General features: G+C 36.5%; 23 protein-coding genes. 7 read left to right on the top strand and 16 right to left on the bottom strand.

Annotated elements, in window-relative coordinates:
• The first annotated feature begins 25 nt into the window (after positions 1–25).
• Entirely contained in the window at positions 26–1,228 is a 1,203-nt protein-coding gene (locus tag AC5XHR_RS03840) for a glycosyltransferase (protein WP_495949456.1), read from the top strand.
• Between the two features lie 24 nt (positions 1,229–1,252).
• On the opposite strand, the gene AC5XHR_RS03835 is transcribed toward AC5XHR_RS03840, so the two are convergent.
• The 7 genes from AC5XHR_RS03835 to AC5XHR_RS03805 all read right to left on the bottom strand — a co-directional run bounded on the left by AC5XHR_RS03835 (position 1,253) and on the right by AC5XHR_RS03805 (position 6,936).
• On the bottom strand, positions 1,253–2,104 hold the full coding sequence (locus AC5XHR_RS03835) for an SH3 domain-containing protein (RefSeq protein ID WP_495949455.1): 852 nt from the start codon (positions 2,102–2,104) through the stop codon (positions 1,253–1,255).
• Between the two features lie 4 nt (positions 2,105–2,108).
• A complete protein-coding gene (prmA, locus tag AC5XHR_RS03830) occupies positions 2,109–2,936 on the bottom strand; it encodes a 50S ribosomal protein L11 methyltransferase (RefSeq protein ID WP_495949454.1) in 828 nt (275 codons plus the stop codon).
• Between the two features lie 113 nt (positions 2,937–3,049).
• Positions 3,050–3,808 (bottom strand): triose-phosphate isomerase, encoded by a 759-nt coding sequence (gene tpiA / locus AC5XHR_RS03825; protein ID WP_495949453.1) that lies wholly within the window; start codon positions 3,806–3,808, stop codon positions 3,050–3,052.
• Between the two features lie 55 nt (positions 3,809–3,863).
• Positions 3,864–4,211 (bottom strand): tellurite resistance TerB family protein, encoded by a 348-nt coding sequence (locus AC5XHR_RS03820; protein WP_495949452.1) that lies wholly within the window; start codon positions 4,209–4,211, stop codon positions 3,864–3,866.
• 30 nt (positions 4,212–4,241) lie between these two features.
• The gene (locus AC5XHR_RS03815; RefSeq protein ID WP_495949451.1) at positions 4,242–5,327 is read right to left on the bottom strand and encodes a BT_3928 family protein; all 1,086 of its coding nucleotides are present in this window, start codon (positions 5,325–5,327) and stop codon (positions 4,242–4,244) included.
• Entirely contained in the window at positions 5,324–6,391 is a 1,068-nt protein-coding gene (locus AC5XHR_RS03810) for a sulfatase-like hydrolase/transferase (RefSeq protein WP_495949450.1), read from the bottom strand. Before AC5XHR_RS03810 ends, AC5XHR_RS03815 begins: the two co-directional genes overlap by 4 nt.
• A gap of 5 nt (positions 6,392–6,396) precedes the next feature.
• Complete coding sequence (locus tag AC5XHR_RS03805) at positions 6,397–6,936, bottom strand: DUF1599 domain-containing protein (protein WP_495949449.1); 540 nt, start codon at positions 6,934–6,936, stop codon at positions 6,397–6,399.
• 99 nt (positions 6,937–7,035) lie between these two features.
• Here AC5XHR_RS03805 and folP point away from each other — a divergent pair, with 99 nt between their 5' ends.
• Entirely contained in the window at positions 7,036–7,893 is an 858-nt protein-coding gene (folP, locus tag AC5XHR_RS03800; protein WP_495949448.1) for a dihydropteroate synthase, read from the top strand.
• Here the strand turns inward: folP and AC5XHR_RS03795 are convergent.
• Positions 7,890–8,126 carry a hypothetical protein gene (locus AC5XHR_RS03795; protein WP_495949447.1) on the bottom strand — a complete coding sequence of 79 codons (237 nt, stop codon included), beginning with the start codon at positions 8,124–8,126 and terminating at the stop codon, positions 7,890–7,892. The genes folP and AC5XHR_RS03795 overlap by 4 nt on opposite strands.
• Before the next feature lie 53 nt (positions 8,127–8,179).
• Here AC5XHR_RS03795 and dnaG point away from each other — a divergent pair, with 53 nt between their 5' ends.
• Complete coding sequence (gene dnaG / locus AC5XHR_RS03790; RefSeq protein ID WP_495949446.1) at positions 8,180–10,105, top strand: DNA primase; 1,926 nt, start codon at positions 8,180–8,182, stop codon at positions 10,103–10,105.
• A gap of 71 nt (positions 10,106–10,176) precedes the next feature.
• On the top strand, positions 10,177–10,854 hold the full coding sequence (gene clpP / locus AC5XHR_RS03785; protein WP_495949445.1) for an ATP-dependent Clp endopeptidase proteolytic subunit ClpP: 678 nt from the start codon (positions 10,177–10,179) through the stop codon (positions 10,852–10,854).
• Positions 10,855–10,947: 93 nt separating this feature from the next.
• On the opposite strand, the gene dnaJ is transcribed toward clpP, so the two are convergent.
• The 5 genes from dnaJ to proS form a co-directional block, all read right to left on the bottom strand.
• Positions 10,948–12,078, bottom strand: a complete 1,131-nt coding sequence (gene dnaJ / locus AC5XHR_RS03780; protein WP_495949444.1) for a molecular chaperone DnaJ — start codon at positions 12,076–12,078, stop codon at positions 10,948–10,950.
• Between the two features lie 30 nt (positions 12,079–12,108).
• Positions 12,109–12,648 carry a nucleotide exchange factor GrpE gene (locus AC5XHR_RS03775; protein ID WP_495949443.1) on the bottom strand — a complete coding sequence of 180 codons (540 nt, stop codon included), beginning with the start codon at positions 12,646–12,648 and terminating at the stop codon, positions 12,109–12,111.
• A 73-nt stretch (positions 12,649–12,721) separates the two neighbouring features.
• Positions 12,722–14,041 carry an Nramp family divalent metal transporter gene (locus AC5XHR_RS03770; protein WP_495949442.1) on the bottom strand — a complete coding sequence of 440 codons (1,320 nt, stop codon included), beginning with the start codon at positions 14,039–14,041 and terminating at the stop codon, positions 12,722–12,724.
• A gap of 120 nt (positions 14,042–14,161) precedes the next feature.
• Entirely contained in the window at positions 14,162–15,484 is a 1,323-nt protein-coding gene (locus tag AC5XHR_RS03765; protein WP_495949441.1) for a DUF937 domain-containing protein, read from the bottom strand.
• Between the two features lie 85 nt (positions 15,485–15,569).
• Positions 15,570–17,045 carry a proline--tRNA ligase gene (proS, locus tag AC5XHR_RS03760; protein ID WP_495949440.1) on the bottom strand — a complete coding sequence of 492 codons (1,476 nt, stop codon included), beginning with the start codon at positions 17,043–17,045 and terminating at the stop codon, positions 15,570–15,572.
• A gap of 135 nt (positions 17,046–17,180) precedes the next feature.
• Between proS and AC5XHR_RS03755 the strand changes: the two genes are divergently transcribed.
• Positions 17,181–18,224, top strand: a complete 1,044-nt coding sequence (locus AC5XHR_RS03755; protein WP_495949439.1) for a prolyl-tRNA synthetase — start codon at positions 17,181–17,183, stop codon at positions 18,222–18,224.
• Between the two features lie 34 nt (positions 18,225–18,258).
• Complete coding sequence (locus tag AC5XHR_RS03750; protein WP_495949438.1) at positions 18,259–19,665, top strand: OmpP1/FadL family transporter; 1,407 nt, start codon at positions 18,259–18,261, stop codon at positions 19,663–19,665.
• Between the two features lie 56 nt (positions 19,666–19,721).
• Here AC5XHR_RS03750 and AC5XHR_RS03745 read toward each other — a convergent pair whose 3' ends face one another.
• Positions 19,722–20,420, bottom strand: a complete 699-nt coding sequence (locus AC5XHR_RS03745) for a ZIP family metal transporter (RefSeq protein ID WP_495949437.1) — start codon at positions 20,418–20,420, stop codon at positions 19,722–19,724.
• Between the two features lie 129 nt (positions 20,421–20,549).
• Here AC5XHR_RS03745 and AC5XHR_RS03740 point away from each other — a divergent pair, with 129 nt between their 5' ends.
• Entirely contained in the window at positions 20,550–21,602 is a 1,053-nt protein-coding gene (locus tag AC5XHR_RS03740; RefSeq protein ID WP_495949436.1) for a hypothetical protein, read from the top strand.
• Here AC5XHR_RS03740 and AC5XHR_RS03735 read toward each other — a convergent pair.
• Positions 21,592–23,064, bottom strand: a complete 1,473-nt coding sequence (locus AC5XHR_RS03735) for a lipopolysaccharide biosynthesis protein (protein ID WP_495949435.1) — start codon at positions 23,062–23,064, stop codon at positions 21,592–21,594. The two genes, AC5XHR_RS03740 and AC5XHR_RS03735, sit on opposite strands and share 11 nt — an antisense overlap.
• Complete coding sequence (locus tag AC5XHR_RS03730; protein WP_495949434.1) at positions 23,065–23,856, bottom strand: FkbM family methyltransferase; 792 nt, start codon at positions 23,854–23,856, stop codon at positions 23,065–23,067.
• Between the last annotated feature and the right edge of the window lie 31 nt (positions 23,857–23,887).

Genomic DNA, 23,887 nt, shown 5'->3' with positions numbered 1-23,887 from the left:
GCTTTAATATTCTCATCTTTATACTATGAAACATCTTGTAATTATTGGTATGGTGGTTCCGGAACCGGCTTCTACGGCGGCTGGACATCGTATGCTGCAACTTTTGGAAATGTTTCGTTCTTGGGATTATCAGATTACTTTTTTAACTTCGGCACAACCTTCAGATTTCTCTTCAACGATGGATGTTGAAACGATTCAAATGAATGACTCGTCATTTGATGAGCGAATTAAAGAGCTTGCCCCGGATGTTGTTTTATTTGATCGGTACGTTACGGAAGAACAGTTTGGATGGCGCGTTTCCGAGAATTGTCCGAATGTAATTCGGATTTTAGATACCGAAGATCTGCATTTTTTAAGAACCGCTCGTCAAATTGCATTTAAAGAAAATCGAGAATTAGAATATTCCGACTATATCAATACGGTTTTTAAACGTGAACTAGCTTCAATCCTGCGTTGTGATCTTTCTTTGATTATTTCGCAGTATGAATATCAACTTTTGACGGAAACCTTTCAAATTGCACCTCAAAATCTTTTGTACATACCATTTTTGAATCGTGAAGTCATTCCTTCTACGATTGGTTTTAGCGAAAGAAAAAACTTTATGAGCATTGGAAATTTCTTGCACGAACCTAATTGGCAAACGGTTTTGAAATTGAAATCATTGTGGAAATCGATTCGAAAGCAACTATCTGATGCGGAAATGCATATTTACGGTGCGTATGCGAGTGAAAAAGTATTTCAGTTGCATAACGATAAAGAAGGTTTTTTAATCAAAGGTAGAGCTGAAAATGTAACCGATGTTTTTAATTCGACGCGCGTTTTATTGGCTCCAATTCCTTTTGGTGCTGGTTTGAAAGGAAAACTTTGGGAAAGTATGTTGTATGGTTTGCCGAATGTTACTACAGAAGTTGGCGCCGAAGGTATGCAATGGAATGGTTTGTGGAACGGTTTTGTAGTTAATTCGGATGAGGATTTTACAGAAAAAGCGGTTCAATTATATACTTCCGAATCAGATTGGAATCAAGCGCAAGAAAATGGATATGAAATTGCAAAGAAGCAGTTTGATTGGGAGACTTTCGAAACGCAATTCGAGGAAAAAGTTGATTCGCTATTCGAGGATTTACAAAAGCATCGTCAAGCGAACTTTTTAGGACAGATTTTACAGCATCACTCGTTGAATTCGACAAAATTCATGTCGAAATGGATTGAGGCCAAAAATAAGAAGTAAAAAAGCCTCCAAACGGAGGCTTTTTTATTTTAATGTAAGTATTTGGGAAAGAACTTTGCCGTCCCATCGATACTCGTCTTGTCTTCGTTTAAAGTGCTCTTTATCCTTTTCATCTTTTTCCATTTCTTCCATTTTTAAGAAGATGGTATTGGGTTTTCCGCCTTTATCATTTGGAAAGACCAAATCTTCAGAATGATAGAACATATCCGCATCACCAATACTCATTTGAAGCGGTAAATGAACCAATTCATTATTAGCGAATAACAGTCTTTGCTCATAGGATGGAATTCCGCACGCTTCTCCAGATACCAACGATTTAAGAATGAAATCGACGTTTTTTAGTTTTCGATTGTCTTCAATTTCGAAATCAGCATACGATAAGCTTTCGCCGATACCGCTTTTAAATATGGCTTCGCTCACCAATTCATTTCCGTTGAACGCTTTTACTGCTGCGTAATTCACGGGTACGTCCATTTGGGATTCTTGGTCCCATTCTTTTCCGCTTTTTTGCATTCCAAATAGGAAGTCAAGTCCGCTTTTGGACAAATACTTGATGGCTAAATTTCCGCCCCACACGAAACCTTCACCAACGGTGTTGTTCTTCGTATAGGATATTTTATACCAATTTGCAGATCGTTCACCAAGTCTTGTAATCACTGAACTTTGACTAACAATTAGTATGGAAGAATTTGCAGCTAGCGAATCTAAAATTTTTCCAGAAATACTCGGTGTTTCCCGAATTCTGGTATCGTTGGTGAAGATTTTTTCAGCTTTTTTTCCATCAAAATTGAAAATACCGTAAGCGTAATCTCCCGATTCTTGAGCCATCCCAAATTGCATGGTAAAAAGACTGAAAAGCACTAATACAATTCTCATGAGATTATTTTTTTAGTAATAAACTTACCCATTCTTCGCGTTGAAGTTTTCTTTCTAAGGTTAAATTTTGCTCTGTGCAAACCTCCAAAATATCGTCAACATCAAAGAAGCAAAGTCCAGACAACAGCAACGAACCTCCCTGATTTAGTACCGAAACGTACGTCGGAATATCCGAAATTAAAATGTTTCTATTGATATTCGCTAAAATGGTATCGAAATTCTGGTCACCAAGATTGTCGGCTGTTCCTTGGGAAATTTTAAGTTCTACTTGATTTCGAGCAGCATTTTCAATGGAATTTTCTACAGACCACTCGTCAATATCAATTGCAACAACTTCTTTTGCGCCTCTTTGTTTTGCGTAAATCGCCAATACAGACGTTCCACAACCCATATCTAAAACGGTTTCGCCATCGAAATTCATATGCAACATCTGCTGAATCATCAAATGCGTTGTTGGGTGATGTCCTGTACCGAACGACATTTTGGGTTGAATAATAATTTCGTGCATTTCTGGATTTGATTCATGGAATTCCGCACGAATAAGCACTTTATCTTCCACATTAATCGGAGAGAAATTCTTTTCCCATTCTTCATTCCAATTAATAATTGGCATTTCTGCGAATGTATATGTAATGGAAACTTCCGAACTGTTTAGTAAAGGCAGCTCTTTCAACGCGCTTTCGTCAAAAAGGTTTGTCGGAATATAGCCTAAAATGCCGTCGTGCTCTTCGGTGAAACTATCAAAACCAATTTCGATAAGTTCGGCCATTAATATTTCGTTCCAAGGTTGAAGTGGATTTATCTTAAAGTTGAATTCCAAATAAGGTGTCATGAATTTTCTGTTTTATGAATACGACAAAATTACAATTTTGAAAAAGGTTGTGGCGGTTTTCAATAAAAAAAGTCCGCAAAAAGAGCGGACTTTTATTTATATGCATTTTAATTTTAATTAAAAGCTTCGATAATTTTTGAGAAATCTTCTAGTTTTAATGCGGCTCCACCGATTAAACCACCATCGATATCAGGCTGCGAAAAAATTTCTTTCGCGTTGTCTGGTTTTACAGAACCTCCGTATAAGATAGAAACTTCATCAGCAACCTCTTGACCGTATTTAGCAGCGATCAAACTACGAATATGTGAGTGAATTTCTTGTGCTTGTTCTGGCGATGCCGTTTCTCCCGTTCCAATAGCCCAAACCGGCTCATAGGCAATTACTACTTTTTTAATTTCATCAGCTGAAAGGGTGAAAAGAGCCGTTTCCGTTTGGTTTTTTACCACTTCGAAATGCTGACCCGATTTTCTCTGATCTATTGTTTCACCGTTGCAATAAATCGGCGTTAAACCAGCATCTAATAATGCTTTTACCTTTTTGTTTGCATGGCTATCCGTTTCGCCGTGATATTGTCTTCGTTCCGAATGAGAAACCAAACTACCATCAACGTTAATAGCCTTAATCATGTCTACAGAAATTTCACCGGTATATGCTCCAGAAGCGTATTCGGAAACATCCTGAGCGTAAACACCAACTTCCTTATTTGGAAAAATAGATTCCGCCATCGTTAAATACAACGCTGGTGGCGCAATATAAATTTCACAATTGGTTGTGTTATTTTTCTTGTATTCTGCTAATTGTTGCATCAAAGATTCGGCTTCTGATGCGGTTTTGTTCATCTTCCAATTTCCGGCAACGATTTTTTTTCTCATGATTTAAGGTCGTATTGTTGATTTTTTATTTAGTGAATGAATTCAAGGTTTGGAATTAGAAACTCCAAAGGTTTTTAAGAAGCTTGTAAAAACGGTGTTCTTCATCAGAAACTGTTTCGTCTGCTTTAATCAAAGATTTTGCAAACTTCACAAACTCTTTTCTCTCTTTTTCTGTTGAATCATCTAAGAAACATCTTGCATGAAATTCAAAATGATCTTTCCAATCTTCCGGTTGAAGGTTGATAATTACGTCCAATTCGTTATCCAAATTAATACGGAATGGAAATTCATTTCTAAGATATTCTGTGATTTTTACACCTTCGGCAGGAGCAACTTCTCCGTCAACGGCTGCCAATAGCATTAATAAATGATAACCGGCAATCGGTTTATTTGATTTTTGCATTATAACTTTTTTAGCTAGTCAAAGGTACGATTAATTCTCAACAAAAACATGTCCAGGGACTTTATCTACAATCGTTCCGTTTTCTAAAATTAAAACTGATGGATTACTTCTAGCAATGGTTTTAATGGCGGTTCCGTCCATCGTCGCCGCAGGAATTGTTTGATAAACTCCAAAATTGGGTGCTACGCCTAAAACCAAAGTGTTTCCTGATTTTTTTGCTTTTTCTTGCGCTTTTTGAATCACTGCTTTGTCAGCCAAATTCGGGTGATAACTGAAAATCACAATCGCTTTTGGCGCTGCAATAACTTTCTGCGTCCAATCTGAACCATCTTGACCGTCTAACTTAAACTTGCTGATTTCCGATTTATAGCCTTCTTTCACCAATTTGGATTCCGTTTTGTCATCTAAAAGTTTCCAAGGCGAACCTTCTTCCCAATAGATTTTGTTATTCACATATTCGTCTTGATCCAACGATTTTTCTTCACCTGTTTTTTCATTTTTAGCCGTGTAAAACACTTTGTAAACGGATGGGTCTTGTGCAATTTTTTGTTGCTCAACCTTCATATTCGTTCCGATTTTATAGCTTCTGAAATCGATCAATGGTTCTCGAATAATTCCATAAACCAAGATAAATCCTGTAAAAAAGATCGAAAAAAGTAAAGCTATTTTTTGAATTCCACTTGATTTCTGTGCAGCGGATTCTTTTTTATACAAAGCCCATAGTATCAGAAGTCCAACAAGTAAAATAATATCTTTAATAAAGCTTTGCCATGGCGTGAATTTAATCGCGTCACCAAAACATCCGCAATCGGTTACTTTATTAAAATACGCTGAGTAAAACGTTAAAAACGCAAAGAAAACGCATAACGCAATAAGAACAGCAAGCACTTTTTTCGTTTTGATGTTAAACAGAAGAGCAACTCCTAAAATAAGTTCCAAAGCCACAACAAAAATGGAAATTGGTAAAGCAAATGGCTCTAAAAAAGGCATATTAAAAACGCCCGCGGAGAAATACTCTTCCAATTTAAAAGAAAACCCAATCGGGTCGACCGCTTTTACAAAGCCCGAAGCAATAAAAATAAGGGCAATTACAATTCTTAAAACAGCTTTTATCATAATAGTTCTTTTACAAATTCAGTTTTTGGAGAAAGTTCCTTTGGACCGATTCCCATCAATTTTAATAAAGTAGGAGCAAGTTCCTTTAAATAAATGGTTTTCGATGTTTTAATTTCTCCTGTTGCTTTTAGTTTAGGATAATACAAAGCAAACCAAATTTCATCGGCTCCGGGTACATCATTTCCATGATCGCCCCAAGATTTTACCGAACCACGTCCATGATCGGTCGTAATTAACAAAATCGTATTGTCTTTATATTCTGGTGTTGTTTGAATGAAATTCCAGATTTCAGATAGAAATTGATCGGTATTTTTCATCGCATCCAAATAGTAACGATAGTTCTCCGAATGTGCCCATTCATCGGTTTCGCCGTAACTAATAAAGGCTATTTTTGGTTTTTTCGTTTTCAGATAATCCATCGCCATCGTGTGCGTGAAAATATCCAAAGCTTCGTTTCCATACCAAGGTTTGTGCGAGTTTTTCAGCATGGTATTTAGCAAATCAACGTTTGGACTTTTATCATTTTTGTAGGTTGAAAATGCTTCAAAAACAGGAAATTTTGCTGTTGATTTATGAAAAATTCTAGCGAACGCATTCCACGCGCCAAAAGCGACCACTTGGTTTTCGTATGATTTTTTGGATTGAAGTACATCCAAAATATTCAAATTTGTATTTTCTGGATAGTTGTTGGAATTCACTTTTTCATCAACCCAACCCGAAAGTAGTTCGGCATAACCGGGATATGAAAAATGATAAGGATTCGCTACTTTGACGTCGCTTTGCTTGTCTCGATTTCCATATAAAGCCGCTTTTTTAGAAAGTTCGTTCCAGAAAAAAGGCATCATGGCTTCTCGATTTGGATACAGCGTTTTGATGTTTTTTAGATTTCCTTTGGTATCTGGATTTGCGATAATTTCATCATCCAATCCTTTAAAAAACTCTTGCCAACGTAAACCATCAATGGTAACAATGATCAATCTTTCGGGCTTTTTATTTTGTCCAAAAACCAAAGTTGAACATAAAACGAATCCTAAAATTTGAAAAAAAGCGCCGATTTTTTTCATAGAACTTAGTTTTCAGAAATTTTTATCAAACAGAAAACGGCGTAATTCAACATGTCAAAATAATTTGCGTCCAAACCTTCCGAAACGATTGTTTTTCCTTGATTGTCCTCAATTTGTTTCGTGCGCAATACTTTTTGATAGATTAAATCCGTGATTGAAGAAATGCGCATTTCGCGCCAAGCTTCGCCGTAATCATGGTTTTTCTTTTCCATTAACAAGCGAGCTTCGGTTGCAAAATGATCGTAAAGTTTTAAGATTTCTTCTTCGTTTTCGTTGAGATCATCGGTTAAGCCTTTCTGCAATTGGATCAGTCCAATAATAGAGTAGTTTACGATTGCGATAAATTCATCATCTTCACTTTCATCAACCATGCGAACTTCCGCCATTTGCAGCGTACGAATACGATTAACTTTTATATAAATTTGATCGGTGATGGAACTTGGTCGCAAAACGCGCCATGCTGCTCCGTAATCTTTCATTTTTTTTGCAAATAAATCGCGACACTGCGCAATAACGTTCTCAAATTGTTCTGAGGTATTTCTCATATCATGCTATACTGTCTCAAAGATAAGAAAAATCTCTAAAAAGGCTAAGTTTGGGCGTTTCGGTTTTGGGATGTTGATGTCAATTTTTACCTTTGTTTTATGAATACGTTTTCACTAGAAGCCACTAATTTTCCATCGCTGAATTGTCACGGTCGTTTGGTTGATTTAAGCAAACCGAAAATCATGGGAATTCTGAATATGACACCTGATTCTTTCTCGGATGGCGGTCATTTTTTTTCTGAAACGGAGGCTTTAAAACATATAGAACGTTTAGTTAATGAAGGTGCTGATATTTTAGATATTGGAGCGCAATCAACGAGGCCCAATGCAGAAAAAATCTCTGCGGAAGGTGAAATGCAAAGGTTAGGAAATGTTATTTCGTTGATTAAAAAAGAGTTTCCCGAAGTGTTGATTTCAGTTGATACGTTTTATTCAGAAGTGGTTCGTTTTGGATTTGATGAAGGAATGGATTTGGTGAACGATATTTCTGGAGGTCAATTTGATGAAAAAATGTTTCCTACAGTCGCAGAACTGCAACTTCCATACGTGTTGATGCATATCAATCCAACCTACGAAACGATGCATGAAAAAGAAGTACAAGGAGATATGGTTGTTGAAATTAATTGTTATTTTTCAAAGAAATTGCAGGTTTTAAAGCAACTTGGTGTCAACGATGTGATTTTAGATCCGGGTTTTGGATTTGGAAAAACTACAGAGCAGCAGCATTTTATGTTGGATAATTGCCAATATTTTGGATTTGGAAAACTTCCTTTGTTAATCGGGATTTCGAGAAAATCATTTATCTATAAACCATTAGGAAAGCTTCCAACAGAAATTGATGATTTAACGCAAAAATTGCATTTGAAAGTTCTAGAAAAAGGATCGAAAGTCCTACGCGTTCATGACGTCGCTTCTACAAAAAGAACGATTGAAAAATTCTTAGAAGACAAAAATTAATTCAAGTTTTTTAGTTTTTCTGTGTATTCTTCTGTGAAAACTTTTTTATCTTCGTGCATTTGCTCAATTGTTTTTGGAAGTCGGTAGTTGAACAAAATTTTTTCCTCTTCATCAAGGAAAATAAGTTCTTTCTCCTCACCATCAATCATTTGTGCGAAAATATCCCACATGGAGGCGTCGCGTAATTTTAGAATTTCGAAAAAATCTTGAGCTTTAATTTGTACTGATTTCATAATTGCAAAAATAATCATTTTATTAATCCTCGAAACTTCTTTATTTTTACAGAATGATTTCACAAGAAACGATAGACAAAATTTTCTCAATTGTTCGAATTGAGGATATTGTTGGCGAATATGTTCAACTGAAACGCGCTGGAACCAATCTGAAAGGTTTAAGTCCGTTTCAGGATGAAAAGTCGCCTAGTTTTGTGGTTTCTCCTAGTAAGCAAATTTGGAAAGATTTCTCGTCTGGAAAGGGTGGGACGGCGATTTCGTTTTTGATGGAGTTGGAAGGTTTTACCTATCCAGAAGCGCTTCGTCACGCCGCAAAAAAATACGGAATTGAAATTGAAGAAGACAAAAAAGTCTATTCCGAAGAGCAAAAGCAGCAACAAAGTGAACGCGATCTTTTGTACAAGATTCATGAAGTTGCGAATGATTTCTTTCAGGATCAGTTGTGGGAAGGAGAAGAAGGGAGACTTATTGGACTTTCGTATTTCAAGGAACGTGAACTGAAAGATCACGTCATCAAGAAATTTCAATTAGGATACTCTCCTGAAAAGAAAAACGCTTTTACGGAATACGCTTTAGATAAAGGCTATTCGAGTGATATTTTGTTGAAATCCGGCTTATCTATTTTTCCAGAAAGTGCACCAAACGGTCTCGATCGTTTTCGGGAACGGGTGATTTTTCCGATTCATAGTTTTTCGGGTCGCGTTTTAGGTTTTGGAGCTCGAATTCTGAAATCGAATGTTAAAACAGCGAAGTATTTAAACTCGCCAGAAACCGAAATTTACCATAAGTCCAATGTTCTTTATGGTTTAAACCAAGGAAAGCAAGCGATTTCGAGGAAGGATTCGTGCTTGTTGGTGGAAGGGTATATGGACGTTATTTCGCTTCATCAAGCAGGAATTGAAAACGTGGTTTCCAGTTCTGGAACGGCTTTAACGGTGGAACAAATTCGATTGATCCGTCGTTTGACGGAGAATGTGATTATCTTGTTCGATGGCGATAAAGCAGGAATTAAAGCGAGTTTCAGAAGTATTGACATGCTTCTTTCCGAAGGGATGAATATTCGCGTTTTGCTTTTTCCTGATGGTGACGATCCTGATAGTTTTTCTAGAAAGCATCCACAAGACTATGTTGAAGAATTTATTGCCAACGAATCTCAAGATTTTATTGATTTTAAAGCCGAAATTCTTTTAAAAGAAGCGCAAAATGATCCGATTAAAAAGGCGGAAGCGATTCGCGATATTGTAAAATCGGTTGCGAATGTTGAAAATGCCCTAAAACAGGAAGTTTATTTGAAAGAAGTTTCTAATAAATTCGGAATTAGCGAGCAGAGTTTGTTCAATGAATTAAATGTTCAGAAACAAATTTTATCAGGTCAAAAACCGATTGATAGAACGAAAGCGGAAGCGCCTGTAAAACTTCAAGTTGTTACTGAAACGCAAGAGTTTTCGGTGGATCCGCTTTTGGTTTTAGAAGAAAAATTGGTTGAATTGCTTTTGAAATACGGAGATTTTGTCCTTGATCGCGTTGCGGATGACAAAACGCCTTTCCAAGTAACAGTTGCCGAAGAAATATCAGCTTATTTCTTAGAAGACGAGTATCAGATGCTTTCGCCAATCAATGGCACAATTGTTAAAGAAATTCGTGACGGTCTAGAAATGGGCGAATTGCGAACGGAAAATTTCTTTGTTAAATTGATGGATGAAGAAATTTCTGGAAAGATTGCTGATGTTTTGGTTGAAAAATATCATACGAGTGATTGGGGAAAACACAATATTTTCTTCAAAACAGAAGAACAAGTTGTTCCGAAACTGGTGAATGACATTATTTTCCGTCACAAACGAGAATACATCATGAAGCTTATCGAAGATATCAAGAAAAAACTTGGTGAAGCAGAATCAAACGATGAAAATTACTTAACGATAATTAAATTAACCCAAATTCGTAACCAAATAGACAAAGAATTGCATCGGGTTTTATGACAAATTGGCTACATTTGAGATGGGAACAGTTTTTGAAAATTACAAACACATAATTAAAGCAAATATAGAATATGGATATTAACAAAGAATTTAGAGATTTTTCGGTAAAGCATATGGGAAACAGTGGTTTGGCTACCGATCAATATATGGGAACGTTTAACCCAACCAACTTGACGCCGTACATTATGGAAGAAAGACGTATGAACGTGGCGCAAATGGACGTTTTCTCACGTTTGATGATGGATAGAATTATCTTTTTGGGAACAGGAATCGACGATCAAGTAGCAAATATCGTTACGGCGCAGTTGCTTTTCTTAGAAAGTGCAGATCCTTCTAAAGACATTCAAATTTACATTAACTCTCCTGGTGGAAGTGTTTACGCAGGTTTAGGAATCTACGATACAATGCAAATTATCAAGCCTGATGTTGCAACAATTTGTACAGGTATGGCAGCGTCTATGGGTGCAGTTTTACTTGTTGCAGGTGAAAAAGGAAAGCGTTCTGCTTTGAAACATTCTCGAGTGATGATCCACCAACCATCTGGAGGAGCACAAGGTGTTGCTTCGGATATGGAAATCAACTTAAGAGAGATGTTGAAATTGAAGAAAGAATTGTACGAAATTATCGCATTGCATTCTGGACAAGACTACGAATGGGTTGAGAAATCATCAGATCGTGATTACTGGATGACTTCAGAAGAAGCGAAGAGCTATGGAATGGTTGATGAGGTTTTAGAGAAAAAATCATAATCCCAAACTAAAGAATAAAATAAAGGCTGAAGAAATTCAGCCTTTATTTTATTACAAAAAAAAGAGACCAAAATTAATCGGTCTCTTTTCTATTTAGCTAAACAAATCTTTTACTTTTTCAAAGAATGTTTTTTCTTTTCCAGAAGGTTCAGCGTTCATTTCGCCGCTGTTCATTTGCTTTTCGAAGAATTCTTTTTGCTCTGGTGTAAGATGCGTAGGCGTCCAAACATTAATATGAATAAACATATCACCTTTACCATAACTATCAAGACTTGGAAGTCCTTTTCCTGCTAGACGAAGGATTTTTCCGCTTTGCGTTCCTTCATCAATCGTGATTTTTACTTTTCCACCAACGGTAGGAACTTCTTTTTTCGCTCCTAAAGCTGCTTCCGCAAATGAAATATATAATTCTTGGTGAAGATTATCACCTTCACGCTTGATTGTTTTATCTTCTTCCTCTTCAACAACAACCAATAAATCTCCAGGAACGCCTCCAAAAGGAGCGTCGTTTCCTTTTCCACGTACACTTAGCTGAATTCCTTCACGTGCACCAGCTGGAATATTGATCGTTACTTCTTCGTCATCCTTGATTAAACCTTGTGAATTTGCACCTGCCGGAATATGATCGGCTACTTTTCCGATACCTTGACAAGTTCCACACGTGGTTTGAGATTGCATTTGTCCGAAAACGGTATTCATCACTTTAATTTGAGCTCCGGTACCGTTACATGTAGGACAGGTTTTCGAAGTTGCGCCTTCTGCAGCTTTCATCTTCTTAACCTTGATGGTTTTTTGCGTTCCGTTCACCATTTCTTCAAGATTTAGCTTGATGCGAACTCTTAAATTAGAACCACGCGCTTGTTGACGACCTCCGCCGCCACCAAAACCACCGAATCCGCCACCAAATTGACCACCGAAAATATCTCCAAATTGGGAGAAAATATCTTCCATGCTCATTCCGCCACCAAATCCGCCGCCACCGCCGAATCCTCCGTTACCACTTACTCCGGCATGACCGAATTGGTCGTAACGAGCCCGTTTGTTGTCGTCACTAAGGATTTCGTATGCTTCTGCAGCTTCTTTAAACTTGTCTTCTGCAGATTTATCACCTGGATTTTTATCTGGGTGATATTTGATGGCCATTTTTCTATAGGCTTTCTTAATCTCTTCCGTACTAGCCGTTTTGGTTATTTCTAATACTTCGTAGTAATCTCTCTTTGTCATAGTAATTTCTTGTAAAGAACCAATCGGGAATTAGTTTCCAGTAACCACTTTTGCGAAACGAATAACGCGATCGTGAAGTTGATATCCATTTTCAATCACATCAACCACTTTTCCTTTTAATTCTGGTGATGGAGCAGGAATTTGAGTTACTGCTTCGTGGAAATCTACATTAAAATCATCTCCTTGTTGAACTTGAATTACATTCAATCCTTTTTCTTCAAGCTTTGATTTTAACTTTTGATAGATTAATTCAACACCTCGTAAATCGGCTTCGTTTCCGTTTTTAGCGATTTCTTTTAGCGCACGTTCAAAATCATCTAGAACGGCTAATAATGAAATCATTAAATCTTGATTGGCATATTGAAAAAACTCCATTTTTTCTCGTGAAGTTCTTTTTTTGTAGTTTTCGAATTCGGCATACAACCTGATATAACGATCTTTTTCTTCTGCCAAAAGGTCTTCTGCAGATTTTTCGTTTGTCACATTTTGATTAGATTCTGCTGCATTTTCTTGCGCGTTCTCCTGCTCGAAATCAAAATTTTCTTCGTGTTTATCGTGATTTTCAGACATAATAGTACTTATTTTTCACTTTAATTCGCAAATCTTTTGCCAAGGTCAAGAAACGGACAAATGGGCAGATACTTTAGTCGGTGAATGTTCGGTACAGTAAGTAGATGTTTAGAACCATGATGATTATGGCGATAAGCCAAGCGATGGTTTTTAGCAAAAGTGAATTAGCAAATTTTCCCATTTTCGTTTTGTCATTGGTAAATATAACAAGTGGAACCACGGCAAAACTTAATTGCATGGAAAGGATAACTTGGCTAAAAACCAAAAGATCTGAAGTTCCTTTTTCACCATATAATATGGTAACAATTAGGGCGGGAATAACAGCGATTAATCGAGTAATTAATCTTCGTAACCAAGGTTTCAATCGAATGTGTAGAAAACCTTCCATAACGATTTGTCCAGCTAAAGTTCCTGTAATTGTTGAATTTTGACCAGAAGCTAACAAAGCAACTCCAAAGACAATACTTGCTAAAGTTGTTCCTAGAATTGGTGCAAGAAGTTCGTATGCATCATGAATATCGGCAACATCATGATGGCCGTTGTAGTGAAATGTCGCTGCGGAAACAATTAAGATAGCCGCATTAATGAAAAATGCTATTAGTAAAGAAAGCGTACTATCTAAAGTTGCAAATTTAATGGCTTCTTTTTTTCCTTCATCTGTTCGTTCGTAAGCACGAGTTTGCACGATACTGCTGTGTAAATACAAATTATGGGGCATTACCGTAGCGCCCAATATTCCAATCGCGATGTAGAGCATTGCGGGATTGGTCACAATTTCTTTTTGTGGAAGCAGTCCACTTATAATTGGGAAGATTTCGGGTTTACTTAAGATAATATCATAAGCAAAACATCCGATAATGATGATCATTAAAGCTCCAATGATACTTTCTAGCCAACGAAAACCTTTGGACTGGAGGAGTAAAATTAACATGACGTCAATTACAGTAATGACAATTCCCCAAGTCAATGGAATTCCAAATAATAAATTCAAAGCAATGGCTGCGCCTAAAACTTCCGCAAGATCGCAGGCGGCGATGGCTATTTCACAAAGAACCCATAGAATGAAATTGGTTCTTGGCTTGTAATGATCGCGACAAGCTTGAGCTAAATCTCGTTCCGTAGCAATACCTAGCTTTAACGAAAGGTGTTGCAAAACCATAGCAAACAGATTGGAAATAAGAATAACCGAAAGTAGGGTATAACCAAATTCGGAACCACCTGCAATATCAGTCGCCCAGTTTCCGGGATCCATATAACCCACTGCAATTAACAATCCAGGACCTGAAAAGGCTAAGAACTTTTTCCAAGCGCTTGCGTTTTTAGGAATCGGGATGGATGCGTGAACTTCGGGTAAGGAATTGTTATTTTTTATTCTTCTCCAAGCTGGTTTCATAGAACAAATGTATCAATGTTAGTTTGAACTAACAAATATTTTTGAATAAACTTAATCTTTTGAAATTGAAATTAAAAAACCGCTTCCTAGGAAGCGGTTGATATCTCTAATTTATAGAAATTATTTTGCGAAACGAACAGCCATTTTTCTGTCAACTGCTCTTTGTGCATCTGAAGCATCAGCTGGTTGCGTTGCAAATTCGCTTCCGTAACCGTCAGCTCCTATTACTTGTGCACCAACACCTGCTTTAGCTAAGTAATCTTTGATGAAAACTGCTCTTTCTCCAGAAAGTTTTTTGTTTGCAGCTTCGTTACCCACTTTATCCGTGTAACCACCCACTTTGATTTTAGCATCTGGGAACGCTTTCAAAATAGCTACTAAGTTATCTAACTGTGCTTGAGAACCAGCTTCTAACTCTTTATTGCTACCCATTTTGAAGTTTACTTTATCGAAGTCGTACCAAACTGTTTTTAAAGCATCGTCATTAGCTGCATTTTTATAACCGTCTGTTTTCAAGAATGTAATCATTCTATCTTCAAGACCTCCTTTGTATCCTTTAAGATTCACTCCATTTAAGTCGATGTCAGAATCAACTTTTGTTACTGTTGTGGTAACCGTAGTATCTCCAGGAGCGTTTACATTTACAGAATCATCAACTACTGTGATTGTATCGGTACCTGCTGCAGAATCTGTTGTTTCTTTACTGCATTGCTTCCATAGGAACCATCCAAGAAGACAAACCAGAAGAAGTGGTAATAACCATTTCCAGATAGATCCACCGCCACCGCCGTTGTTATCTTCTCTGATGTCATTTCTGATTTCAGTTGTTTTTGTTTCAATTTTTTCCTTAGCAACAGCAACATCTTCTGCGAAGTTGTCTTTAGCTGTAGAAACTCTTGAAGAAACATCTTCTTTTGCTTTTCCAAACCAGTTATCGAAATCTAAACCTAAAGAGGCTAGCGATAATCCTGCAGGAAGTAAAGAAGAAAGAATTCCTTTTTGGCTTGTTAATAAGTTACTGATTCCATTAGAATCAAGGTTGTTATCAGCTGCATATTTACCAACTGAACCTAAAGTAGCTCCTGTTACTAAGTTTAAGATAGAGTTTGTTGAATTATTGCTAATTCCTGCAAAACCTGCAACGGAATTAACTAATCCTCCAATTTTATCTCCAAAAAGACTTTGTAATAAGGTTGTAATCATTGAATTGTTTGAAGAACCTCCTAAAAGATTACTCAACAATCCGGATGAAGCAGCTCCTGTAATAGAGTTTAATACACTTGGATTGTCAGCATTATTTGCTAAACCACCAATTACCGCAGGAAGTAAGCCAGAAATTGCTTTCTGTACTCCTGATTCATTTTCACCCAACTGAGCAGATGCTTGAGAAACTAAGGCTGGACCAAGTTGCCCCTTAATAAGGTCGATTAAGTTCAAAGACATAATAGTTTATTTTTTAAGATTTGTGTCAAACAAATATATAAATTAATACTATATCCTATTCAAAATTGTGAAATTTTAAAAGAAATTAATAAGATTTTGCAAATACCACTCTTTGTTTGGATGGTTTTCCAGTGATTAAAGAAACACCTTCTTCCAATTCATTATTCAAAGGAATACAACGAATTGTCGCTTTAGTTTCGTTTTTAATTTGCTCTTCTTCCTCTTCTGTACCGTCCCAATGCGCTGAAATAAATCCGCCTTTTTCTTCTAAAACTTTCTTGAACTCATCGTACGAATCTACCTTCGTGATATGTGTGTCTCTATAATTCAATGCTTTTTCGAAAATTGCTTTTTGCATTTCCGCTAAAAGGTTTTCAATATAGTTTTCAACCCCTTCAATAGGTTGTGTTTCTTTTGTTAAATTATCTCGACGTGCGATTTCGACCGTTCCGTTTTCTAAATCTTTTGGACCAATCGCAATTCGCAATGGAACTCCTTTTAATTCGTATTCTGCGAATTTCCAACCTGGTTTGTTTTGGGTGTCGTTATCGAATTTTACCGAAATTCCTTTCGCTTTTAATTTATCAACGATTTGATTGGCAACACCGCTAATTTCTAGCAATTGCTCTTCGCCTTTGAAAATTGGAACAATTACCACTTGAATTGGAGCCAACGTTGGAGGTAATACCAATCCTAAATCATCTGAATGCGTCATAATTAAAGCACCCATCAATCGAGTTGATGTTCCCCAAGAAGTCGCCCAGGCGTATTCCATTTTCCCTTCACGGTTGGTGAATTTTACATCAAATGCTTTTGCGAAATTCTGACCTAAAAAGTGAGAAGTTCCCGCTTGTAACGCTTTTCCATCTTGCATTAATGCTTCAATACAGTAGGTTTCATCAGCGCCAGCAAAACGCTCAGATGCTGATTTTATTCCTTTAATGACAGGAATAGCCATAAAGTTTTCAGCAAAATCTGCATAAACTTCTAGCATTTTTTCTGTTTCTTCAACGGCTTCATCACGTGTTGCATGCGCAGTATGTCCTTCTTGCCATAAAAATTCTGAAGTTCTAAGGAATAATCTTGTTCTCATTTCCCAACGAACAACGTTCGCCCATTGGTTAATCAAAATTGGTAAATCTCTGTAAGATTGAATCCAACTTTTATAGGTATTCCAAATAATAGCTTCTGAAGTTGGACGAACGATAAGTTCTTCTTCCAATTTCGCTTCTGGGTCAACGATTAATTTATGAGGATTGTCCGGGTCGGTTTTTAGGCGATAGTGAGTAACTACGGCACATTCTTTTGCAAAACCTTCTGCATTTTTTTCTTCTGCTTCAAAAAGGCTTTTGGGTACAAAAAGTGGAAAATAAGCATTTACGTGACCCGTTTCTTTGAATTTGCGATCCATCTCATCACGCATTTTTTCCCAGATAGCATATCCGTAGGGTTTGATAACCATGCTTCCACGTACCCCCGAATTCTCTGCCAAGTCTGCTTTTACAACAAGTTCATTGTACCATTTGCTGTAATCTTCACTTCTTGATGTTAATTTTGCCATTTTTGATTTAACTTTTAATGTAAACTTTTATCTAATTAAAAAAGATGTAATTTTATACACTGATTTACCCTTTTTGATGGTATAATTTTGGTATAAAGTGCAAATATAATTTAAATATAATTTTATTCATTCATCATGAAAAGAAATATACACAAAAAAGTTTTAGGAATGCTACCTGTAAAAGCAGCTGTAATGGCTTTGTCAGCATCATTACTTTTAACATCGTGTGTGGTTTACACAGGAGGTTATAGCGAGACAGATGGTGTCTATTATGATCCTAATAAAGATACGCTTCCGCAAGGCTACGGAAATTACTCTGAAAACCAAGTTGGCGAGTATTATGATTACCGAGATACAGGGATCATTGAAAAGAATAAACAAAACCAAGCAGAAAGTGAAAATCGTTACTACGGTTCGAACTGGCAAAATGACTCCAAATCGACAACATCTGACTTTGGAACGTATTCTGGATCGGAAACGTATTATACCGATAATGGCTACTGGGATATGGGATTCTATAGAACATGGGGCGGTTATTATGGAGGATATTACGGTTGGGGAATGCCTTACTATGGTTGGAACATGGGATGGGGATCATCATGGGGCTGGAATATGGGTCTTAGCTGGAATTGGGGATGGAGCAACTGGGGTTGGGGAAGTCCTTGGTACGGTGGTGGTTATTATAGCCCATGGTATGGCGGATATTACAATCCGTGGTATGGTGGCGGTTATTATGGCTACACTAGACCATACCATTATTTGCCATCTAGACCTTCTGGACCAAACTATATGGGATCTAATGGAAATTCCAACTATAGCAGCAGAAACTACAATACCAATAGAGGACCTGGATTTACACCAACCAATCGCGTTCCTGCGCAACAGTCAAACAGAATGGGAACTATGAATCCGAACGGGCAATATAGAACGCAGCCATCTGCTAGAAATGGTCAATACAACCCGAATGTTGGTAACCGAACAAATAATTACAACTACAATAACAACCGTTCTAACCAAGCACCTAGAAACAATTCATATGAATCTAGCCGAAATAATTCTGGAAGTTTCCAAAACTCTTCAAGTGGCGGATTCCGTTCTAGCGGTGGCGGATTCTCTGGTGGTAGCTCAGGCGGCGGCTCAAGAGGTGGCGGCGGTATGAGAACCGGTGGTGGTAGATAATTTTGACATAACAAGTTTATTTTACAAATAAGAAATGATAAAAAAATCGTTAAGCATATTGGGTCTTGCAGCAATGTATTTTGCGCAAGCCCAAGATGTATCTGGAATCAAAAATTCAATTGATGTTTATTCCAATACAGATTTAGGAGGTTCTTCTAAATACAATTCAATGGCTGGCTCTATGGGAGCTTTGGGCGGTGATGTATCCGTAATCAACAGCAACCCAGCAGGAATTGGGGTTTTTATTGCAAGTGATATTTCGGGATCGCTTTCAATAACGGATAACAAGAACACAAGTAACCTTTTTGGAAATTCGATTTCATATAAAACCAATCAAACGACGTTAGGTCAAGTTGGTGGTGTAGCTGTTTTTGAATTGAATGGAAGATCTCCATGGAAATTTGTGAATGTTGGAGTGAACTTCGCAACCAAATCTCTAGAAAACTACGTTGAAAGTCCAGGAAATCAGAATATTGCGTACGATGTTAATTCGACAGAATATGTGACTTTAGATGGTCATGCATACGATCGTTACGGTGATATGTCGAAAATGAGTATTGCTGTAGGTGGTAATTATGACAATAGATTTTATGTAGGAGCAGGTGTAAATGTTTATTCTTCTTCGTTAAATCAATACGATACAGCCTTATTGACGCACCGTTCCTCAGATGCAGGTTTCTCTAATTTTTCTGAAAAATTCTCAAAACAATATACACCGTATTTAGAAGATGCTTCGGGATTTTCTGCAAATATCGGGGTTATTGGAAAAGTGAATAATCAATTCCGTTTGGGAGCTGCTATTGAAACACCAACTTGGTGGCAAATGGATCGTGCTTATATGTATTATGATGTTAATGGTGATACCGAATATTCGGAATCTCGTAATTTCAGATCGCCTTTTAAAGCAACCGTAAGTGCTGCTTACGTTCCAAATAAGAATTTTGCGTTAAATGTTGATTATTCATTGGGATTAACCAAACCGAAATACAGTACTGATGTAGCTGATGTGGATCAAGAATTCAAAAATTTCTATTCAGATCACTACAAAAACCTTTCGGAAGTACGTGTAGGAGCAGAATATCGTATTCAGCAATTTAGATTGAGAGCTGGATATGCTTTTGCAAACAGTCCATTTGATCAAATTACAATGAACGCATTCAATAATGATGGATCAGGTTCTGATAAAGGATTCGATAATATGTTTGTTGGAAAAAGAAACACGCTTGGTGTTGGTTTAGGATATGATTTCCGTTCATTCTATATTGATGCGGCGTATCAAAATATTAGCTCAACGTATCAAAGTCCGTTCTTATACGGAAACGATGGTGCAGGGTCACAATATTATTCGCCAACAACGTATATCTACGGAGACTCTTCTGCAGTTTCAGAAGTGGATAACAAACAAAATATATTTACAGTTAGTGTAGGTTGGAAATTCTAATTTTAGAATTTTTAATTATCAAAAAACTCCGAAAATTTTTCGGAGTTTTTTTATTTTTAATGATGATGATCATGAAGGAGATGCATAGAAAAAGCAAGCGCGACCCCTATTATGACGAGAATAATTTTGCTCCAATCCATTTTGTGGTTTTTATTGCTTTCAAAAATAATCACCGATGAAATATGAATGAAAATTCCACCTACTAAAGCTAAAAAGTACGGCTGCCATTCGGGATTGAAATATTTTCCTAAAATAACTCCTAAAGGTGATGAAAGCGCAAATAACGCGGTAATAATGTACGCGGAAGGTTTTGCTTTTTTTCCAAATAAGAACGCGCCTAAAACAAATGAAATTGGGATGTTATGCACCACAATTCCTAAAAGATATGGACTCGCAATGTTGGTTTCGTTAGCCAATGGAATTCCTTCGATAAAGGCATGGATAAACAAGCCAACCATTAATGCAACGGGAAGAATATGTTTTTCGTCATCATCATGATGGTGGATGTGACCATGTTCAAAGCCTTTCGTTAAGCTTTCCAAGAGCATCTGCAACAAAACTCCTGCAATCACAAACAATCCGATATAATGATCATCATGTTCATAAACCTGCGGAAAAACCTCATTAAACGTAATGGTAATCAAAAAACCAGCACTTAAAATGAGTAACATTTTTGCAAATGTTTGATTTTTACAGAAATAACTTCCCAGAATAACTCCTGTAAGAACGCTTAAAATAAGGAATAAAATGACCATCAATCGCTTGGTTTTGTTTCTAAAAGTTTACAAAGATAGGAAGTTGATTTTTTTCTAGTGTTGAATTTTTTTTAAATCTTTAAAAAAGAAAGCTCTTCTGTATATTTGTAAAGTCAAAACGAAAACTTCATGTCAGAAAATCAGAAATTAAAAATCGCTTATATCGAATTGGATACGCATCCCGATATTTTGTCGAATTTTTATGAATTGATGCGTGATTCCGAGGTTTTTGAGGTTTCATATTTTCTTTCGGAGAAGATTTCTAGAATCTTCAATGTTCAAGATTCGGCTATTCGAATTGTGGATGTAAAAAATGTAGTTCAAGTTCTTCAGCAAGAATCTTGGGATTTGGTGGTTATTGGAACGGTTCATCGCTATTTTAATGTGTTTTCCAAAATCGTAAAGCAGTTTCCAACCGCCATTATTGTTCATAATTTGGAGTTTTCTAAATCTTCTAAACAGAATTTGACGTCTTCCATTGTAAAAGAAGATACTTTGTATCGTTTGAAATTAGCAACGAAAGAAGGTTTATTTTCGATGAATTCCGTGTATGAAAATGCAAAAACCTTATTTGTTTTAGACCAGAAGTTTGAAAATTCTAAGTATGAGTTTTTGCCGTTATTTTATGTGAAATCAACTGAAAATCAAAGTTCTGATGTGTTTAAAGTTGTAATTCCAGGAGCAGTTTCGCAAAAACGACGCGATTACAAACGAATTTTGAAACAGGTTTTAAATTTCAAAAAACCTACCGAACTTGTTTTACTTGGAAAAGCACAGGGATACGAATTGAAGTGGATATTGGAAACAAAAAAACAACTTCCTAATCATATTCACTTATCGTATTTCACTGAAAAAGTTCCGCAAGAACACTATGATTCAATTTTAATATCGGGAAATGTTCTTTGGTGTCCTATTCAAATTGAGACCGAGTTTTTTTCTCAAAAAGAATGGTACGGAAAAACGAAATTGAGTGGAAATATTGGTGATGCAATTAAATTTGCGAAACCTGCCGTTTTCCCCAAAGAATATCAATCGGATTTTCCTTTTATTTTTTCTGAAGAATCAGATGTTGAAACGCAACTTCACGATGTTTCAAATTCAAAAATAGATTGGAATTCTTTCTCCAAAGAAAAAGTACAGAAAGAACTGGAAGAAACGCTATTGAAAGCGATTAAAATTTAAATAGGCTTTTCAAAAAACCTTTGTTCAAAACTTTATCCAAAGGATAAATTCGGATAACTTGATTTCCAATTCCAATAAGGATCAAAACAACCAAAGGTTTGTAGATAAAATTGATCCAATTGTTATTAAAATCGGGTAAAATCAAAGCAAATGTTATCGCCAACGTACAAATAATAGACGCGAAAATCATTTCAATACTGAAAGGCGAAACGTCAAATTTAATATAGTTGAAGACGACTTTTACGCAATTGTAAATCGTAATGGATATCGCTGTAGAAATCGCAATTCCGATTAGACGAAGGTTGGTGTTTTCAATGAAATAGAAGTTCAAAATCAGTGTTAAAGCAGCCAAAACTAACATCATAATAATGTTGAATTTGTAGTATTTTGAAAGGGATAAGATGTTTCCGTTAAAGCCTGTCGCCAAATCAAATAGAATTGCGCTTCCCCAAATCCAAATCACCGGTTGTAAGTCACGAAGTGGTGCAAGCTTCGGGAAAATCATTGTTAAATACGGAAACCCAATGACGATACACGAAAACAAAACCGCTCCAATAAAATAAAGTGTCAGCGATGTTTTCTTGTAAAAAACATCCAATTCTTTAAAATTTCCTTCGGTTAACGATTTGTTGATAATTGGTGCCGATACGTTAAAAAGCCCTAATTGAGGCATGGAAATAATCGAAATCAAGGAATAAATAATCGAGTAGGAAGCGAGTTCTTCGGGTCCGAAATACTGCCCAACCATATTGTTATTGATGGTTACATAGCTTCCAAATGTTCCTAAAAAAGCGAAAAAGCTGTAGTTTGAAAACTGCTTCCAAAGATCTTCCTTCTTGAAATAATCTCTAGAAAAATCCATCTGAACCGGCTCTAATTTATTGGTGTAATAGACATATCCAACTAAAGAAATTATAAAAAACAAAACGAAAATAGAAAACGAAATGCTTTCTGAAAAGCCTAAATAAATACAAGCCGAAAAAGCAACCAAATTGGCTATTTTAGGCAAGAAATTGTCAAAAATATTGGCAACAGCTATTCGTTTGTAATTGGACGTGAATTTATTAAAAACCCCCGCAAACGAAAGTAATAAAACCATTGGGATCACATATTCGCGATACTGCCATATTTTCAGTTCTCTTAAACTTGGCCAAATGTAAGGAAGGACCAGAAATCCAATAAAAAAGAGTAAAAAGTTGATGAAAATAATCAGCAAAGACAGCGATAGCATATTGTGATGCTTACCATCTTGTTGCGTTTTTAGAAAAAATTTGACGTTAGAATAGGAAATTCCACCAATAACAAAGGGAACGATGATTTCGGCGCCACTCATAATCAAACGAAGTTTTCCGAAAAATTCCATATCCGTTGGGAAAATGAAAATTGCCGAAAAAATCCCCAAGAGCGAACTCAGGTAGCCAATAATACTATATTTGAAGCTCTGCCTCGCTACGACACTCATCTAAATAGGAATGAAAATGATGTTGTTAATATAGTGTTCATGCTGTTTTACGTTGGCTGCGTCTTGATTTTCGATCAACTCTTGAGATAATTCTGTAATCTCTAACGTAGAACGGTCCAAATAATTGGCTGAGTACCCCCAATTTTTCACTTTTTCAATAAAATTCCAGATGGGTTCTTGATGATGGCGTTGTTCAATCTCGATCATCAAGGTTGGTTTATGCTTTAAAATGGTGTTTTTTCCGCCTTCAACGGTTAGAAATTCATTTCCTTCAACATCAATTTTAATGAAATTCAATCTTGACAATTTTTGAATCATTGGATGCAAATCCATGGGGATAACATCCACTTTCTGAAGTATTGATTTTTCTTCTTGTTCTTCCTTGTTTTGAACCTGCAAAGTCCCGCGAGAATGGATTTTTTTACCATCAATTACTGGAACTTTAAATTCGGCTACACATTTTTCATTGGAAAGCGCTTCAGGGAAAACGGAAATTTTTGGAAAAATTCGTCGCAATCTTTTTTGCAAACCTTGATTGGGTTCAAAAGCAAGGATGTTTTTCGGTTGAAGTTTCGGTTCTAAAACATAGAGATAGGCACCGACATTAGCTCCAACATCTACAAAAACGTCGTCTTGTTTTAAAAAACTCTGAATCCATAGAAATTCGGGCTCCACTTTTCGAGATAATACATTGGATTTACTCAAGTTTTTTAACTTTTTAAAAAACCTGTCTTTATAGAAATTGGGCGCAAAATATTGCAAGTTTTCTGCTAAAGAACTGTAAATGGACATGTTTTATTTTTAAGACGAAAGGCAAAGATAG

The organism is Kaistella sp. CFF1-2, from assembly GCF_059509915.1.
Note: the sequence above shows the minus strand (reverse complement) of the source record. Positions and strands in the feature narration are given on the sequence as shown.

Coding starts and splice junctions, on each gene's coding strand:
- AC5XHR_RS03840 (WP_495949456.1), top strand. CDS start 26: ATGAAACATCTTGTAATTATTGGTATGGTGGTTCCGGAACCGGCTTCT.
- AC5XHR_RS03835 (WP_495949455.1), bottom strand. CDS start 2,104: ATGAGAATTGTATTAGTGCTTTTCAGTCTTTTTACCATGCAATTTGGG.
- prmA (WP_495949454.1), bottom strand. CDS start 2,936: ATGACACCTTATTTGGAATTCAACTTTAAGATAAATCCACTTCAACCT.
- tpiA (WP_495949453.1), bottom strand. CDS start 3,808: ATGAGAAAAAAAATCGTTGCCGGAAATTGGAAGATGAACAAAACCGCA.
- AC5XHR_RS03820 (WP_495949452.1), bottom strand. CDS start 4,211: ATGCAAAAATCAAATAAACCGATTGCCGGTTATCATTTATTAATGCTA.
- AC5XHR_RS03815 (WP_495949451.1), bottom strand. CDS start 5,327: ATGATAAAAGCTGTTTTAAGAATTGTAATTGCCCTTATTTTTATTGCT.
- AC5XHR_RS03810 (WP_495949450.1), bottom strand. CDS start 6,391: ATGAAAAAAATCGGCGCTTTTTTTCAAATTTTAGGATTCGTTTTATGT.
- AC5XHR_RS03805 (WP_495949449.1), bottom strand. CDS start 6,936: ATGAGAAATACCTCAGAACAATTTGAGAACGTTATTGCGCAGTGTCGC.
- folP (WP_495949448.1), top strand. CDS start 7,036: ATGAATACGTTTTCACTAGAAGCCACTAATTTTCCATCGCTGAATTGT.
- AC5XHR_RS03795 (WP_495949447.1), bottom strand. CDS start 8,126: ATGAAATCAGTACAAATTAAAGCTCAAGATTTTTTCGAAATTCTAAAA.
- dnaG (WP_495949446.1), top strand. CDS start 8,180: ATGATTTCACAAGAAACGATAGACAAAATTTTCTCAATTGTTCGAATT.
- clpP (WP_495949445.1), top strand. CDS start 10,177: ATGGATATTAACAAAGAATTTAGAGATTTTTCGGTAAAGCATATGGGA.
- dnaJ (WP_495949444.1), bottom strand. CDS start 12,078: ATGACAAAGAGAGATTACTACGAAGTATTAGAAATAACCAAAACGGCT.
- AC5XHR_RS03775 (WP_495949443.1), bottom strand. CDS start 12,648: ATGTCTGAAAATCACGATAAACACGAAGAAAATTTTGATTTCGAGCAG.
- AC5XHR_RS03770 (WP_495949442.1), bottom strand. CDS start 14,041: ATGAAACCAGCTTGGAGAAGAATAAAAAATAACAATTCCTTACCCGAA.
- AC5XHR_RS03765 (WP_495949441.1), bottom strand. CDS start 15,484: ATGTCTTTGAACTTAATCGACCTTATTAAGGGGCAACTTGGTCCAGCC.
- proS (WP_495949440.1), bottom strand. CDS start 17,045: ATGGCAAAATTAACATCAAGAAGTGAAGATTACAGCAAATGGTACAAT.
- AC5XHR_RS03755 (WP_495949439.1), top strand. CDS start 17,181: ATGAAAAGAAATATACACAAAAAAGTTTTAGGAATGCTACCTGTAAAA.
- AC5XHR_RS03750 (WP_495949438.1), top strand. CDS start 18,259: ATGATAAAAAAATCGTTAAGCATATTGGGTCTTGCAGCAATGTATTTT.
- AC5XHR_RS03745 (WP_495949437.1), bottom strand. CDS start 20,420: ATGGTCATTTTATTCCTTATTTTAAGCGTTCTTACAGGAGTTATTCTG.
- AC5XHR_RS03740 (WP_495949436.1), top strand. CDS start 20,550: ATGTCAGAAAATCAGAAATTAAAAATCGCTTATATCGAATTGGATACG.
- AC5XHR_RS03735 (WP_495949435.1), bottom strand. CDS start 23,064: ATGAGTGTCGTAGCGAGGCAGAGCTTCAAATATAGTATTATTGGCTAC.
- AC5XHR_RS03730 (WP_495949434.1), bottom strand. CDS start 23,856: ATGTCCATTTACAGTTCTTTAGCAGAAAACTTGCAATATTTTGCGCCC.